This is a genomic window from Rubinisphaera italica (assembly GCF_007859715.1).
Lineage (GTDB): Bacteria > Planctomycetota > Planctomycetia > Planctomycetales > Planctomycetaceae > Rubinisphaera > Rubinisphaera italica.
This window is the reverse complement of record NZ_SJPG01000001.1, coordinates 5,852,595-5,869,036: the sequence shown is the minus strand read 5'-3', so window position 1 is coordinate 5,869,036 and position 16,442 is coordinate 5,852,595. Positions and strand designations below refer to the sequence as shown.

General features: G+C 49.1%; 12 protein-coding genes. 5 read left to right on the top strand and 7 right to left on the bottom strand.

Features of this window, described 5'->3' with window-relative positions; genetic code table 11:
- Positions 1-104: 104 nt before the first annotated feature.
- Positions 105-977 (top strand): LysR family transcriptional regulator, encoded by an 873-nt coding sequence (locus Pan54_RS22330; RefSeq protein ID WP_146505662.1) that lies wholly within the window; start codon positions 105-107, stop codon positions 975-977.
- 42 nt (positions 978-1,019) lie between these two features.
- On the opposite strand, the gene Pan54_RS22325 is transcribed toward Pan54_RS22330, so the two are convergent.
- The 4 genes from Pan54_RS22325 to Pan54_RS22310 all read right to left on the bottom strand — a co-directional run bounded on the left by Pan54_RS22325 (position 1,020) and on the right by Pan54_RS22310 (position 5,585).
- Positions 1,020-2,174, bottom strand: a complete 1,155-nt coding sequence (locus Pan54_RS22325) for a hypothetical protein (protein ID WP_146505661.1) — start codon at positions 2,172-2,174, stop codon at positions 1,020-1,022.
- A 213-nt stretch (positions 2,175-2,387) separates the two neighbouring features.
- On the bottom strand, positions 2,388-2,927 hold the full coding sequence (locus Pan54_RS22320; protein ID WP_146505660.1) for a PSP1 C-terminal domain-containing protein: 540 nt from the start codon (positions 2,925-2,927) through the stop codon (positions 2,388-2,390).
- A 9-nt stretch (positions 2,928-2,936) separates the two neighbouring features.
- Positions 2,937-3,497, bottom strand: coding sequence for a dCTP deaminase (dcd, locus tag Pan54_RS22315; RefSeq protein ID WP_146505659.1), 561 nt, complete (start codon positions 3,495-3,497; stop codon positions 2,937-2,939).
- Between the two features lie 168 nt (positions 3,498-3,665).
- Entirely contained in the window at positions 3,666-5,585 is a 1,920-nt protein-coding gene (locus tag Pan54_RS22310; RefSeq protein WP_146505658.1) for a DNA gyrase/topoisomerase IV subunit B, read from the bottom strand.
- A gap of 125 nt (positions 5,586-5,710) precedes the next feature.
- On the opposite strand from Pan54_RS22310, the gene Pan54_RS22305 reads away from it, so the two are divergent.
- Positions 5,711-5,944 (top strand): hypothetical protein, encoded by a 234-nt coding sequence (locus tag Pan54_RS22305; protein ID WP_165441924.1) that lies wholly within the window; start codon positions 5,711-5,713, stop codon positions 5,942-5,944.
- A 199-nt stretch (positions 5,945-6,143) separates the two neighbouring features.
- On the opposite strand, the gene Pan54_RS22300 is transcribed toward Pan54_RS22305, so the two are convergent.
- Together Pan54_RS22300 and Pan54_RS22295 are read right to left on the bottom strand one after the other, a co-directional pair.
- The gene (locus tag Pan54_RS22300) at positions 6,144-7,079 is read right to left on the bottom strand and encodes an amidohydrolase family protein (protein WP_146505656.1); all 936 of its coding nucleotides are present in this window, start codon (positions 7,077-7,079) and stop codon (positions 6,144-6,146) included.
- An 11-nt stretch (positions 7,080-7,090) separates the two neighbouring features.
- Entirely contained in the window at positions 7,091-8,338 is a 1,248-nt protein-coding gene (locus Pan54_RS22295; RefSeq protein ID WP_242631400.1) for a M20 family metallopeptidase, read from the bottom strand.
- A 560-nt stretch (positions 8,339-8,898) separates the two neighbouring features.
- Here Pan54_RS22295 and Pan54_RS22290 point away from each other — a divergent pair.
- A complete protein-coding gene (locus Pan54_RS22290) occupies positions 8,899-10,008 on the top strand; it encodes an esterase/lipase family protein (protein WP_146505655.1) in 1,110 nt (369 codons plus the stop codon).
- Between the two features lie 312 nt (positions 10,009-10,320).
- Here Pan54_RS22290 and Pan54_RS22285 read toward each other — a convergent pair whose 3' ends face one another.
- Positions 10,321-10,797, bottom strand: a complete 477-nt coding sequence (locus Pan54_RS22285; RefSeq protein ID WP_146505654.1) for a MarR family winged helix-turn-helix transcriptional regulator — start codon at positions 10,795-10,797, stop codon at positions 10,321-10,323.
- Between the two features lie 139 nt (positions 10,798-10,936).
- Between Pan54_RS22285 and Pan54_RS22280 the strand changes: the two genes are divergently transcribed.
- Both Pan54_RS22280 and Pan54_RS22275 read left to right on the top strand, forming a co-directional pair.
- Positions 10,937-12,331, top strand: a complete 1,395-nt coding sequence (locus Pan54_RS22280; RefSeq protein WP_207310202.1) for an efflux RND transporter periplasmic adaptor subunit — start codon at positions 10,937-10,939, stop codon at positions 12,329-12,331.
- Entirely contained in the window at positions 12,328-16,194 is a 3,867-nt protein-coding gene (locus tag Pan54_RS22275; RefSeq protein ID WP_146505653.1) for a multidrug efflux RND transporter permease subunit, read from the top strand. Before Pan54_RS22280 ends, Pan54_RS22275 begins: the two co-directional genes overlap by 4 nt.
- Positions 16,195-16,442: the final 248 nt, after the last annotated feature.

The following is a 16,442-nucleotide window of genomic DNA, read 5'->3' as shown; positions in this document are numbered from 1 at the left end:
CCAACGCAGGTCATGCTGGTAAAATCAATTCTTCAAAGACATGATACAATCAAATTGCATGTGTTTTATGAATCGATCACTATATTCACTCAGGATTATCAACTTTGGATTCCGATCAGTTACACACATTTCTGAAAGTCGCCGAGTTTCAGAATATGACTCGAGCGGCTAAGAAGATCGGTCTTTCCCAACCGGCTCTTTCACGTGCCATTGCCCGTCTCGAGGAGGAACTCGGTCAACCACTGTTTGACCGACAGGCTCGCAAAGTCGTTTTGACAGATGCCGGTAAGGTGTTGCAAGGGCGTGCGGTGCAACTGATTGCGATGCTCGATGACCTCAAAGCTGAAATTCGTGATGACGGAGAAACCGGAAGACTTCGTATCGCAGCTATTCCCACGATCGCTCCTTATTTCCTGCCCGATCTCCTTAGAACATTCTCCAAAGATTTTCCCAAGGCATGCGTTCACGTCCGAGAAGATGTGACGACATCGATCCTGAAAGCCTGCAAGCAAGGTGAAATTGATGTTGCGATTCTCGCGTTACCAGTCCGGGAGAAGTATCTGGAAGTGATGGAGTTATTTGAAGAAGAACTCCTGCTCGTCATGCCGACTCTGCATCCTCTGGCGAAACAAAAGACGATTACAGAAAAAGATATCGACTCTTACCCCTTCATCCTGCTACAGGAAGCCCACTGCCTTTCTGACAATGTCTTATCGTATTGCAGTCAGCGTTCGGTCTATCCGGTTTCGATTGAGCGAACCAGCCAGCTCACCACTATTCAGGAACTCGTCTCCCTCAATCATGGCATCTCGATGGTGCCGGAAATGGCCCGAAGGATCGATCAAAGCCCTGATCGCGTTTATCGCTCGCTCACAGGCTCCAAACCGAGCCGCACGATTGTGGCAGTGTGGAATCCCTACCGCTATCAAAGTCGGATTCTGAAATCGTTTCTTGAGGTGCTGCAGAAATTCGCTTAGACTCGAAGAACAGGCAAATCTTCACATTGATAATCAACTGATCTACTTCTGCTGCTGATCACTCTTCAACTGAGCTGCGACATACAGAACGGGATTATTTACTTTCTGAGCGTGCCGCTTGAGGGCTTCCATATCACCCGTGTCTTCACATAAGGCTGTGAATGAAAAACCGGATTGCTCATTGACATTCCCGAGATACTTCTCGGCTGTTTCAATCGCTTCGGCATGTTTTTCCAGACGCATCAGCAGATCGACCATCACATAGGCGATCAGTTCCTGATCCTGAGCATCCTCGGCCTGTTCCATTCGCTTACGGAAGAAATCGAGGGAGGCTTCTCGGTTTTTGTCGGCCACAATTTTGAAATAATGCTGATGGGCAACGTAATAATCATCAAATGGCGGCTCACCCGGATATTGCAAGTGCGTTGAGAGTCGCGCCCCGTAATCGGAAAGTTGGATCGCCATATCGAGGGCTTCAGGCTGATCCTTTTCCAGGGAGCGAGCAAATCGCACGACGGCATTCAAATGAGAAACATCCGTGTGATAATTTTCATTCTCGAACAGCCACAAACGACCGGCTAACAATTCTGAAAGTGTTTGATCGGGAGGTAACATCGGTGTGCGTTGTTCGACTTCATAGCGAACGTTGTGCAACAGATCGGCATACAATTGTCTGACCAGCACTTCAGCACATTTGCAGCGATCCTTTGGCGACATCTCCAGATAAATCTGATCGACTGTCGTGACCGTATTGCACATACCGTGCGTGGCCAGCATCAATTCGACGCCTTTAACGGTATTGATTCTCTGATAGAGCGACAACTGCAGCATCTCTTCGAGTTCATCGTCGATCTCTGAAGGGGCCTGGTAAGCATCCAGAGCCGCGGCCAGATCATCGGTTTCACCGATCACACGATAATACATCCAGGCATCGGCAAGCTGACCACGATCCAGCAATTGCTTGCCGGTTTTACGAGCCGCTTCGATATAGACCTGTTCGAATTCCAGCTTTTTCTCGCGAGGCACATCGGCGACCGAAGTCGGCTGCGTGACGGGAAGATTGTTTTCGAACTTCCATTTCATCAACTCGGCATCAAACAGATGATGGGGATCCCCCTTGGCACCAAGCTGCTCAATTAAAGTCTGTAACGCTTCAGCCGGGCTTTTTTCCAACCCCTGATTCAGTTCATCCCACATACTCGCCTCTTTATCTTTTACTTAGGGTCAGTAGGGTGGGGCCTGCCCCACCGTATGCTGATTTTATTTTTACGGTCTGCAAAACGTTAATAGTGGTCGTTCACGATTCTTTTTGCATCCGAGTGTCCATTCCGGTGCGTCAGGACGCACCCTACAACTGGCGAAATATGCGTTCCACCTTGTTTGTCGTCAGGCACAGCCTGACCTACAGTACTAATGACCACAGCCACCTGAGCCGCATCCTCCACCGGATTTTTTCTCAGCAGCAATCCCGTTACTCGATAAGGGAACCACTTCAACAACTCCCAATCCTTTGGCTGCGGTCATCAATGCGAGTTTCGTACATTCGGGGCCACGATCATTCAACACATAGAGCAACAATCGTACGCCATCATGAGTCCATTCCAGATCAACCAGTTCGACAGCGACCTGCCACTCGTCAATCCGTTCCTGCCAGATGCCAAATTCCTGATCGGCTTTCTGGCGAAGTTCCTGCTCTCGCTGCATGTCCTCAGCAGAAGCAGTGCGAATAAGAATCGCCTGTGGATTTGCTTCCGACTCTTCGAAAATCGGTTGTGGAAGTTTCTGCATGATTGTTGCGAGCCGCTCGCCGCGATCGGTCTGCACAATCACCTGATCCCCCCGCTGAGGAATCGCATCCTCGGTTCCAAAGCAGCGAACAGTTTCACTCTGTCGGCCGAAGCGGACGAGATATTCCTGCGATAAAACAGGTTCACGAACTTCATCAATCATGGCTGCAGTCTACTTTTCTTCAAAGCCGAGTTTCATCTGTTTATCGTTCACCTGATCAAAATCCTTGTACAGCAAGCTCGGCTGGATGTCATGATTTCGCTGATACTTGCCGCTGGCGTATTCGGTCACGTCACCCGTAATTGTGTGATAAAAGATCTGGCAGATTGGAACACCGGGATAGATACGAATCGGTTGTACGGCGAACATTTCGAGAGTCCAGTAACCGCAAAATCCGACATCGCCGAAGCCTGCAGTCACATGCACGAACAATCCGAGTCGTCCAATCGAAGAACGGCCTTCGAGCATCGGCACCAAATTCCGGGTTTCTGTCCGCTCAACCGTCCGCCCCAGATACAACTGGTTCGGGCTGAGCACCATTCCTTCTTCAGGAATCGTATACCGAGTATACCGGTTTGGCCGCTGCATATCGAGAACGATCTCTTCGTACACCAGAATTTCGTTATGCAGGCACATGTTGTAACTGTTTGGGTTCAAACGCTTTTCGTCATACGGTTCGATGACGATGTTGGTCCCCAGTTGTGCCTTGATTTCCTGGCCTGTCAGAATCATCCCACTCTACCCGTCAATTGGTGAATTTGATCAGTTCAATGATAACAAAATGTTCTTGAGTTAAGAAAATAGTATAACAACTAGCACGAAGCGCAAGCGAGTGTGTGCATATCGATTCCACACACTCGCTTGCGCTTCGTGCTTGTAATAAAAAATTTACGCCCGGTTTTAGACGTCGAGATCATCTGCCAGCGCCGACTCCGACATGATGATCCGATAGCGTTCGCTCGCATCCTTGCCGAACAGCTGATGGAACGTCTCGTCTGCGTCGACCTGACTTTCGATTTCGACTTTCAAGAGCACACGTTTGGCCGGATCGAGCGTCGTTTCCTTCAATTGCGAGGCATCCATTTCGCCCAGACCTTTGAAGCGACTGATCTCGACTTTCCGGTTGGCTGCCAGTGATGCCAGGATTTGCTCCTTATGCATGTCGTCCAGAGCATACATGCTCTCTTTGGAAGTCGTAATTCGATACAACGGCGGCTGGGCAATGAAAAGTTTCTCCTGACGAATCAGCTCCGGCATGTGCCGATAGAAGAAGGTCAACAGGAGTGTACTGATGTGATAACCGTCCGCATCGGCATCCATCAGCAGGATGATGCGATTGTATCTCAGTTTGTGAATATCAAAATTGGCTCCAACCCCTGCCCCGAGTGTTTCAACCAGATCGCTAATTTCCTGATTGGCAAGTACCTTATTGATCTTCAGAGATTCCGTATTCAGGACTTTTCCGCGAAGTGGAAGAATCGCTTGTGTTCGCGAGTTGCGACCGGAAGCCGCGGTTCCACCAGCCGAGTCTCCTTCGACGATAAACAGTTCTGATTCCCCCGCATCGTTCGAACGACAATCTAGCAGTTTTCCCGGCAGGCTGGTTCGTTTGCCACCGGGCGTCTTTCGCTTTACTTGTGCGACAGCATCCCGACTTGCCTGACGTGCCCGGGCAGCCAGAATGATCCTTCCGAGAATTGAATCCGCAATCGAGGCATTGTTATTCAACCAGGTTTCGAGCGTTGGCCGAACCAGTCCTTCGACAATCGACGCCACTTCCGGGTTGTTCAGCTTTTCTTTGGTCTGCCCCTGAAACATGGGGTCGCCATGAAAAACCGACACCACTCCGAGCATTCCTTCGCGGATATCCTCCGCAGAAATGCTGACACCTTTCGGCTTCACATTATGCACATCCATATAATTCTTGACGGCTTTCAGAATCCCCGAACGAACGCCGTTCAAATGCGTTCCCCCAGCATGGGTGCGGATGCCGTTCACATAGCTGCGAATCTGCTCGTCTGTCGCTTCAGTCCAGCGGAGCACGAGTTCTGTTTTGACCTGACCGTCATCTTTCTCGGTTGAGAAAATAACTTCATGAACTGGCTTTTTCTTCTCGTCTTTTGTCAGTTTTTCGATATAGGCTTTGATTCCGTCCGGCTGATAAAATTCGTCCGTTTCATTTTTCGCTTCATCCGTAAAACGAATTTTCAAGCCCGCGTGGATGTAGGAAATATCTTCGAGATGCTGACGAATCGTCTCGGTACTGAAAGCAATCCGCCGGAAGATTTCGTCATCCGGACGGAAATAAATGAGCGTCCCATGCCCCTTGAACGGCTTGGCCTTTTTGACAGGTGTTGTCGGTCGACCGCGTTTATAACGCTGAATCCATTCGAAACCATCCCGATGCACCGTCGCGACCATTTCGGAAGAAAGGGCATTCACGACGGAAGAACCGACGCCGTGCAATCCCCCGCTACGGGCGTAGTTCTTATCCGAAAATTTTCCCCCGGCATGCAGTGTGGTGAGGATCACCTCCAGTGCAGACTTCTTGTATTTGGGATGCTTGTCGACTGGAATCCCGCGACCATTATCGCCGACGGTCAACGCTTCGCCATCTTTGTGCAGCGTGACTTTAATCGTATCAGCATGACCGGCGAGAAATTCATCGACACAGTTGTCGATCACTTCCCACAACAGATGATGCAGCCCACGATGATCGACCCCGCCAATATACATCGAAGGCCGCCGCCGAACCGCCTCGAGTCCTTCGAGAACTTCAATATCGGACGCTTTGTAATTAGATGGTGTTGCAGTCGCCATAGTTACCTGTTTTGTTTTTCATCCTGTAGGCCAGGCACTGCCTGACGAGATCGATTCATATCTTTTATTGGGTTACACTTCGCTAACCCAAATATGAAGTATTATTTTCAATGCTTTTTTTGTGTATGGTATTTTTCGGTTCAAGTCAATTTCAAGAGGTTGGTCACTCGATAGGCCAGCAGCTCGACGAACTGAACAAATCATTCGTAACTGGCCGTCGTTTCGACAACCATTTCAAGCTCTTTCCATGTTCTGAGGAATGCGAGGATTCCCTCGATATCGCGGCACAAGATCCGTTTCCGCGTCAGGACGGTTCGGTTTTGATTGATGATGTCAAAAAAATCATAGACGGCTTGTGAAGGTCGACACAGATAAAATTCATCGTGATGCTTTTCTTTGGTAATTACGGGTACAAATTACGTTGACCACGCACCAGAGAACTTCGCAATCGGCTTAGCCATCGCATCGTTTAAACCTAAGGTCTGCATTTATGATCACGAGCAAAATACGGATATCATTTCGAATACGGCTTGGTCCATGGCAGATGAGATTAAAGCACTAACTCCAGTAGACATGTTGGGCCGTTTTACTCAACATCCAGTCCTTGTCTTCGTCGGTCAGGAAATCAAGCCTGTCTTTGATTAGGGCAATGGAAGCGGCATAATTATGGTTGTTTTCAACCTGAAATGGGCAGTCGCTGGCCCACATCAACCGTTTTGCACCAAATGTATTGCGGAGTCGCTTGATCATCGGACCCAAGTCCTCGTAAGGAGGCTGCTTTTTCCCGAGAGCATAGAAGGCCGAAGTTTTGACATATACGTTTTCCTGTTGAGCCAGTCGGCAAAGGTTGTCGAGATCTTTGGATCGAATCGTGCCATCAACACCAATTCGCCCGAAGTGATCAACGACCACGGTGGTCTTGGGAAACTTTCGGCAAAGCTTTTCAATGTTGGGGAGTGCATCAGGATTCGCCAGCAGACAGATTGCCTGTCCGTTATCGGCTGCGGTTTTCCACATGGCAGCCATCGATTTTGAAGTAAGCCATTGCGAGGTCGCAGCGGCGTCCGCATATAGCCGGAATCCTGTCGCACCCTGCTTCTGCAGTTTCTTCATCGTTTCAGAAGCGTCATCTTTTTCATGATCGATAATGGCAACACCACGAAACGTGTCTGGATTTTTGGCAATCGTATCCAGCATGTAGCTGTTGTCGAACTGATAGTAACTCATCTGTATCAGAACGATCTTATCGACTCCTGCAGGTTTGGTGTGAGTCATTAATTCTTCAGGAGTGAAGCTTTTTGGCTGCATGTCCTGTACGTCATAATCTGGCCCCAGAGGGTATGCAGTGGTGTCTGGAGTCCAGACATGGACATGAGCATCGACAAATGACTGCTTACTCTGGTCATCAGCCCAGCCCAGGGTTGCTTTTGTTGCCATCAGTGCGGCCAGTTGCAGGCAGCTGCGACGTGAAATGAGGTTTGAATATGAGCTCATTGTATATGTCCTTATAACGTGATTGAGAGGCCTGTTGGATTTTTACAAAACTGATAGTAAATTTCACAAGCCTGTCGAAGTTGTTCGATCTCAATCCATTCATCGGCGGTGTGGGCCTGAGCAATAGAGCCAGGGCCGAATACGACCGAGGGAACGCCCCCGGCTGCAAAAGTACTGGCATCGGTTCCGTACCAGGCACCTTGTTTTACTCTTGGTGTATCCACAATCCCGTTAATCGTATTCAACAGGCTTTCCGCGAGATTCTGGTTGAAATCATCTGCCAAAGAAGGAGAATCAATCCAGGGAGGAGTAAACGTGAAGTTTACCGTTGTCTCACTCCGTAGAAACTGCTCGATATCTTCGAGTAATTTTGCAGAACATTCACCAGGTAGAGATCGCCGATCGATTTCGATTTCGCACAGGTGAGGCACAATGTTAACGCTCGTCCCTCCGGTGATTTTTCCAATACTCAAACTCGACGAGCCACACAGAGGATGAGGTTCTGAATTTTCTTGAAGGGCTTCCGCATATTTCTCCAAAGCCGATACGATGTGGGCCATGTCGTAAATGGCACTGTGGCCATCCTGTGGTCGCGAACTGTGGCACGCCCGGCCGTGAGTCTGAATTTTCCAGCGGACGACTCCACGGTGAGCAACAATCACATTCAGATCGGTTGGCTCGGCAACTATGCAGAAATCTGGTCGAGATGACACAGGAGTTTGGGACTCTTGATCACAGGACCATTGCTGTGCGAGATGCCGAGCTCCTTTCGCAGTGTATTCTTCATCGCAGGTGCAGGACATGATGACATTCGCACCTGCAGTGGTTCCTTCCCGGACAAGTCTGGCAAATGTGGAGAGCATGGCCGCCATGCCTCCCTTAACATCACAGGCACCTCGCCCGTAGATCCTTCCATTCTCCATAAGTGGAGCGAACGGCTCAATAGTCATTCCGTCGACCGGCACCGTATCCTGATGAGCTTCGAGCATGATCGATGGTAAGGCCGAATCGATTTCGAGTCGGGCAATCACATTTGAGCGACCATCTGCGACGGGCTGAATTTCATAAGGTGTCCCCAACTCTCGGAAAAATCCAACAAGCCATTTGGTCAATTCCTGCTCAAAGAATTGCGGTCCAGAGAGATCATTCCCCATAGGATTGACACTGGGAATGGCGATCAACTCCTGCAGCAAACCCAGTGGATCATGTACAGTACTTGAAGTCATCGATGCATCCCGGTTGTCGCGTTCGACTTTCACACATCTATCCTCAAACAGTGACTTACGGCGAATTTACACGGCATTATTGTATTGGATCATTTTAATTTTGGTGTGCATAGGCATTGCCGTATGAATTCTTCACATTAAACGATGACATTGATTTTAGTAAGGGACTCAGCGAGTCCTATTGTCTTCATGCAGGAGGTGATGAGTTAAACAAACTGACATTCCATTGTTTTCGTCTCATTTTCGGCCGGGAACGCAAGGGAATCGAGACGCTCAAACCTCAGCTGGAAACGGGCTATGTCTTGGGACACAAAATCGAATATGATTCCAACGACTTTGAATTTTCATCTTCAGGTGAAATGTTTGGACAGGTGAGACTTTATGTGTTAATTCTGGGAGAGATCCAGGGAAATTAGCGTGGACAAATATGAACAGTGCTCGTATGGTTGCTTTGCGTTCATTGCCGCAGGTCTAGAGCATATTCAAAAATTCCCTGCAGCGTCCTGCAGGAGCAAACACAGCGTTTTCAGGGCATTTGAGGTCCAAGCGACTGCAGATACCATTTGAAAATGGTCTAAGTTGCGATTAATAAAATGAGATGGATCAGTAACGACTCCAGGGAGGGGGGCTTACCGGTTAAGTTCCGGTATTGGCTTCCGTTTGCGCTGAGTCTGATCTGTCTCTTTTCTGTGGGGTGCCAGTCCCTTCAGCCAGCTTCCCTTGAGCCGCAGTTCAAGAATCCCCTGGCGAAATATGCCTCCTGGGGCTGGAGCGGATTTCGTACTCCATTTACCAGTGAAAATTCCCGATTAATTACGCTGGACGATTATCAGCCCGGGAAAATCCCCGTCGTATTCATCCATGGTCTGCTGGCTACGCCTAACACCTGGACAGAAATGACAACCGCATTGCAGTCTGATCCGCAAATCGCAGATCGCTATCAGATTTGGGTATTTCAATACAGCACAGGCATTTCCTATCTGCAATCTGCAAGTGAATTACGTAATGAATTGAAGGATATCGTGCAGAAACTGGATCCGAGCGGAAAAGATCCGGCTCTCCAGAACATGGTTCTAATCGGGCATAGCATGGGTGGTTTGCTCGTCAAGCAAATGATTTCGACCAGTGGAAACACCATGTGGGAAGCTCTTTCCGATCAGCCTTTTGAATTCGTTGAGGCCGATCCCGAGACGAAACAGCAGATTCGAAATGCGATGTTTTTTGAGCCTGTGCCGTTTGTCAGTCGAGCAGTATTTATCGCAACCCCGCATAGTGGCTCCGACTGGGTCAATCGACCAATTGGCAGCATAGGCCGCCAGATGATTGCCTTTCCCAAAAAGGTGCAGGGACAGTACCGGCAGCTGATCAGTAAGAATTCAGGTCTTTTGAAAGATCACTATTTGAATTCGATTCCCACCAGCCTGGATCATCTCGCACCGGGTGATCCGATTATGGTGGCATTGGAGCAACTGAAGATCTCGGACCGTGTGCCTTACCATTCGATCATCGGCATCAAACAATCCCGATTTGGAAGTGACACAGGCGATGGAGTAGTCGAAGAAGTCAGCGCCCACATCACAGGAGCAGTCTCTGAACTTCTGGTCCCGGCTACACACACGACCATCCAAAAAAGCGATGAGGCGACAACGGAAGTGCGGAAAATCCTGAATCTGCATTTGAATTCATTGGAGCACAACTACTGACATTCCGATATCGTGCGAGTCAACTTGAGCGACTTGGTGATTTCCGAACGAGTTCAAGACTAAGCCAATTCCATCATGATAGCCGTTCCCACAAATATGCAGCGGGTGATGGACTGGAAGCATTGGGCTCAAACCACTAAAAAGCCACTACCGTAATCTGCAAACTGCAGTAGATGATAAATCGATTTGGTTTGCGGGGAATCAATCCTGCAGGCACCGTCAACTGCTGTGAATAATAAGGCTGCACAACTCCATAAAATCGACAAGCTTCCCATGATCCATGGTACGAGAAATACTCAAAGCTTATCGAGATTACATCGTGTTCAGGCCAGCGCGGATTTTCTCCATCAGTCGACTCAATTCTTTCAACTCAGGCTGAGTGAGTGTTCCACACAGTTGCTTGTGCAAAGCCATCAGAGGCTTGTCAATTCGTTTGAGCAGTTTTTTAGCATCTGGTGTGATATCGACATACACAACGCGACGATCTTCTTCGCAACGTCTACGGCAGACAAGTCCCCGTTTTTCCAGGCGGTCGATGAGTCCCGTGATTGCCGGGACCACCTGAATCATGCGTTCTCCAATTTCCAGAGAAGGCATTGGTTTGCCTTCTCCTCGCAAGATTCTCAGCACATTGTATTGCGACGGAGTTAAATCGTACGTGCGAAAGAATCGCCCAAATCGATTCTGCATCTGATCATTCGTTCGCAGGATATTTAGATTCGCTTCCTGTTCGAGTGAATCGAACGGCAGCTTCTTTTTGATTTCTTGTTGTAAACCACCACTTGACATCTTGTCATTCCCTTTCTGTGATCTTAAACTACCTACATATAGTTTTTATGTCAACTATATTCACGTCATGAAGTTGAACAGATTGACAGCCTGCCTGATCCTTCCTTCCGCACAAACTGGTTACTATCAAGGGTTCTTGATGTCCAAATATTACTCGGCACGCCTGCTTTTTGCGATGTCTATGCTTTTTTACGGCCCTGGTTGCGATCAGTCGCGACAGGAACAGTCTCCACCGCCGCCTCCAATGGTTACTGTTGCAACGCCAGTTAACAAGAATATTGTCGAATGGGATGCTTACACCGGACGATTCGAAGCGATTGAATTCGTGGAAATCCGCTCTCGTGTCGGCGGTTATCTCCAGTCGATTCACTTTGACGAAGGGCAGGTTGTGAATAAGGGAGACCTGCTGTTTATCATTGACCCTCGACCCTTTGTTGCCGAATTGAACGATGCCAATGCCTCGCTTCGCCAGGCCGAGTCTCAACTTCTGCAAGCGAAAGCACAAATGGAAGAGGCGAAGGCGGCGCAGCAGCAATCCAATGCTCAACTGACGCTGGCAGAAACCCGAGTTGCCCGCGTTCGCGATCTTCGTCAACAGGAAGTTACGACTCAAGATGAACTTGATCAACGCGAGGCAGAGTATTTACAGGCTCAGGCCGATGGAGCATCCAGTCTGGCTGGAATCAGTTCGGCCAATGCAGCCATCGCGACCGCCAATGCGGCTATCGATTCCGCGAAAGCCAAAATTGAAACGGCTGCGCTCAATCTGCAATACACAAAAATCACTGCTCCGGTTACAGGACGAATCAGTCGAGAATATATCACAGAGGGAAATCTCATTACTGGAGGCACTGCCACTTCGTCATTATTAACGACGATTACTTCTGTCCAACCAATCTATTGTATGTTCGATGCTAACGAGCAGGAGGTTTTGAAATACACTCGACTCGCAATGGCGGGGCGTCGCGAAAGTTCTCGTGTCGCCAAAAATCCAGTCTATCTGGGCCTCGTGGACGAATCCGATTATCCCCATGAAGGTCATATGGATTTCGTCGACAATCGTTTCGATACCGATACCGCCAGTATGCGTGCCCGATGTGTCTTTCCAAATAAAGATCAGGTTCTATTGCCAGGGATGTTTGCCCGAATTCGTATTCCAGGCAGTTCTCAATATGAAGCCATTCTCATTCCGGATTCCGCAATCGGAACCGACCAGAATTCTCAATACGTTTATGTTGTTGTCGATGATGTCATCGAACGACGAGTCGTCACTGTCGGACCAATTGTCGATGGACTACGTGTGGTTCGTGAAGGTTTAAATGGTGATGAGACTCTCGTCATTGAAGGATTACTGCTGGCTCGTCCTGATGCAAAAGTTCAAACTCGGGAAGGCACAATCGTAGTTGTTGAGGATGGTCTCCCAGACACTTACGAACCACTCCCACCTGAGAAATGGATTTCTCCCGAACCGGATCCATTGCCAGAAGAGGAGAAGGAGATCACCGGTTCAACTGAGCAGGGGGGTGGTCGATGAAGTTTCCACACTTCTTTATTGAGCGACCGATTTTTGCTTCAGTGCTGTCGTTTGTGATTGTCCTGATCGGCGGAATTACCTATTTCTCACTGCCGGTTTCTCAGTATCCCAATGTGGCTCCACCGACAATTGTCGTCCGAGCCAGTTATCCCGGTGCAACTCCCCAGGTAATCGCCGACACCGTCGCCACTCCTATCGAGCAGGAGATGAACGGCGTCGATGACATGCTTTATATGGAATCGTCATCAAGTGCAGACGGCACGATGCAGCTGACGGTCACATTCAAACTCGGCACCGACCTCGATGATGCTCAGGTGCTGGTGCAAAACCGGGTCGCAGTCGCTGAGGCACGCTTGCCGGAACAGGTTCGACAAATTGGCGTGACGACTCGGAAGCAGATTCCAGACATGCTGATGGTCGTGCATTTGAATTCTCCGGATAACAGCCGCGATCAACTCTACATCAGTAACTATGCGTTCCTGCGAATTCGCGATGCCCTGATGCGGCTCGATGGCGTGGGAGATATTCGTATTGCCGGGGGTAATGAATATTCCATGCGCGTCTGGCTCGACATCGAGAAAATGACCCACGTTGACTTGACCGCTGGCGATGTTCTCCAGGCAATTCGCGGACAAAATGTTCAAGTGGCAGCTGGTGTGATTGGACAACCTCCCATCGATGAAAGCGGAGCCTTTCAGTTGAATGTTACGACGGAAGGCCGATTGAAGGAAGCCGATGAGTTTGGTCAAATTATCGTCAAGCGTGGTGAAGATGGTCGAGTCACGCGATTGAAGGATGTCGCTCGACTTGAACTTGGTGCCCAGGATTATTCCCGACTGAGTTATCTCGATGGGAAACCGGCAGTTGCCATCTTAATCTATCAGCGACCGGGCACCAATGCGGTGGACTCGGCTGATGTCGTTAAGCAAACGATGGCGGATTTAAGCACGGAATTTCCACAAGGCATTGGCTACGAAATTGCTTACAACCCGACCGACTATGTGGAAGAATCAATCAATGAAGTGTTTGAAACACTCTTCATTACAACAATGCTTGTCGTGCTGACCGTCTTTGTTTTTCTCCATGGATGGAGTCCAACGATTATTCCCGTGATTGCGATTCCGATTTCGTTGATTGGTACGTTTGCCGCAATGCAGATGCTGGGCGTTACTCTCAATACGTTATCGCTGTTTGGACTTGTCCTCGCGATTGGGATTGTTGTCGATGATGCGATTGTGGTGGTTGAAAATGTCGAGCGGCTGATCGCCGAAGGACTGAATCCGCGGGAGGCGACCCATCAAGCGATGGATGAAGTCGGTTCAGCATTGATTGCGACGACTCTTGTTTTGATTGCGGTCTTTGTGCCGACGGTCTTTATTCCGGGAATCAGTGGTCAGTTTTATCAGCAATTCGCACTCACTATTGCCATTTCGACCGTCTTCTCGACTTTCGTCTCATTAACGCTCAGTCCTGCCATGTGTGCCCTGTTACTGAGGCCCAAAAATGCTGAGAGAAATGCTTTGGGGAAAGTTGTCGACTTCATATTTGGTTGGTTCTTCCGAGGCTTCAATCGCTTTTTCGATGTCACAAGCAATATCTATGCGGCGATTATCTCCCGGCTGGTGAGATTCTCAGCGGTCTCTTTGATTCTCTATGTCGGACTCTTAGTTGCCACCTGGTACAGTTTTGGATTGGTGCCGAGTGGTTTTATTCCGCCGCAGGATCAGGGATATCTGATTGTCAGTATTCAACTCCCAGATGGAGCCTCTCTCGCTCGAACCGACATCGTCACTCAAAAAGTGGCTGAGATTGGCGGCAAGATCGATGGTGTGGCTCATTCTGTTGGTATCGCTGGTCTGTCGGGTTCCACATTTACAATCAGCCCGAATGCCGCTGTGACATTTCTTCCGCTCGAAGATGCCAAAGAACGGGCCAAGCGCGGGCGAAATCTGGATACGATCATCGCCGATCTACGAAAAGAAACGGCTTCGATCAATGAAGCTCAAATCTATGTCATTGCTCCACCTCCTGTACGTGGTATCGGACGCGGTGGCGGATTTAAAATGTATGTTCAGGATAAGAGCGGAGCTGGCATCGATGCACTCAATCAGGTAACCCAAACAATGGTCGACAAGGCCAATCAAGCGCCGGGGCTCGTGCAGGTTTTCTCCAATTATCGAGTGAGTGTGCCTCAGATCTTTGTCGATGTCGATCGCACAAAAGCGCAGATGCTGGATATTCCTGTCAGTAATGTCTTCGAGGCTCTCCAGGTTTATCTGGGGTCCCAGTATGTCAACGATTTCAATCTGCTGGGGCGGACTTACCGTGTCACTGCTCAAGCAGAACCTGAATTTCGCGATGAGGCTACGGATATTCTTCGCTTGAGAACGCGCAGTGCTCGAGGTGTCAGTGTGTCGCTCGGATCGGTTGTGGACATCAAAAGAACTGTCGGACCGGACCGCATCGTCAGATACAATCTCTATCCTGCTGCAGATATCAACGGAAGTACCGTTCCTGGATACAGTACGGGACAATCGCTGGATTCCATGGAAAAACTCGCCGCTCAAAATCTTCCTCCGGGCTTTGGTTACGCCTGGACGGAAATTGCCTTTCAGGAAAAACAGGCTGGCAACACGATTGTGTACCTGTTTCCACTGGCGGTTCTGTTTGTCTTTCTGGCACTCTCTGCCCAGTATGAAAGCTGGTTGCTGCCACTTGCAATTATCCTGATCGTGCCTTTGTGTCTCTTGTTCGCCATTGTCGGAATCTGGATGCGGGGGATGGATAACAACATTCTGACGCAAATTGGATTCATTGTTCTGGTCGGCTTAGCCTGTAAGAATGCGATCCTGATTGTTGAGTTTGCCAAAGCCGAGGAAGATGCGGGCCAGGACCGCTTTCAAGCTGCGATCAATGCCTGTCGTCTGCGATTGCGTCCCATTTTGATGACCGCTTTCTCCTTCATTCTGGGTGTCATTCCTTTGCTGATTGCCACCGGAGCAGGCTTCGAAATGCGACGCGTACTCGGGACCGCTGTCTTCAGTGGAATGCTCGGAGTGACATTATTTGGACTCTTCCTGACTCCCGTTTTCTATGTCGTCCTACGTCGCTTTGCCGTGCAGCCAAATTTGGTGCTCGCAGGAAATGGAATGCCATCCCTCAACCATGATGATGTCGATCTTAGTTCCACTAAAGAGTCAGCGTATTCTGCTTCTCGCGAGGAAGAAGTAATCAAACCGATCTCAACTTCAGACAAAACGATTAGCCCGGCTGACTTTGAAAAATTATACGAGGGTCAACCAGCCTGGGACATCGATCAACCTCAGCCTGCATTTGTCGAGATTGCGGATCAAATTACCGGTTCAGTTCTGGACTCAGGCTGCGGCACCGGCGAGAACGCACTGTACTTTGCAGAACGCGGCTGCGATGTCACTGGAGTTGACCTGCTTTCCACTCCAATCGAAAAAGCCTTAGAGAAGGCTGCAGAACGCGGCCTTGAGGCAACGTTTGTACAACTGGATGCGCTCAAGTTGTCTGAACTCAACCAGACATTCGACAATGTTCTCGACAGTGGTCTGTTCCATGTCTTTTCAGATGAAGACCGTCAAGAGTACGTCAATGAACTCTCCAGAGTCATGCATCCCGGAGCAAAATTGTATCTGCAATGTTTCAGCGACAATGAGCCAGCAGGACCAGGACCACGACGAATCAGCCCGGAAGATCTTCACAAGACTTTCGACAAAGGCTGGGAAATCGAATCAATCACTCCTTGCCACTATTTAGTTCGTGATGACAACAATCGTCAGTACACATCCGGTGGACCCCATGCCTACTTCTGCGAAATCCGTAAGCGTTCAACTTAAGCAGTGACATTACTTTGGCTTTAGTGTCCGTGAGTATATTTCTATTGCGTTTCGAACAATTTCTGATTCCCCCATTCATTCCCAGTTCGACTCTTCTGGATTGCTCATGTGGTTCTAGCTTCATGTGGGAGAGCCCGTTACTGGATTGCGGGTCGCTTCAATCTCAGAAAAATATTCTCTTGTCAAAGTAGTGAAATCTCACAGAATCGAGTATTGTCTTTCAATGCATTCTGGTTGAATAATAAATT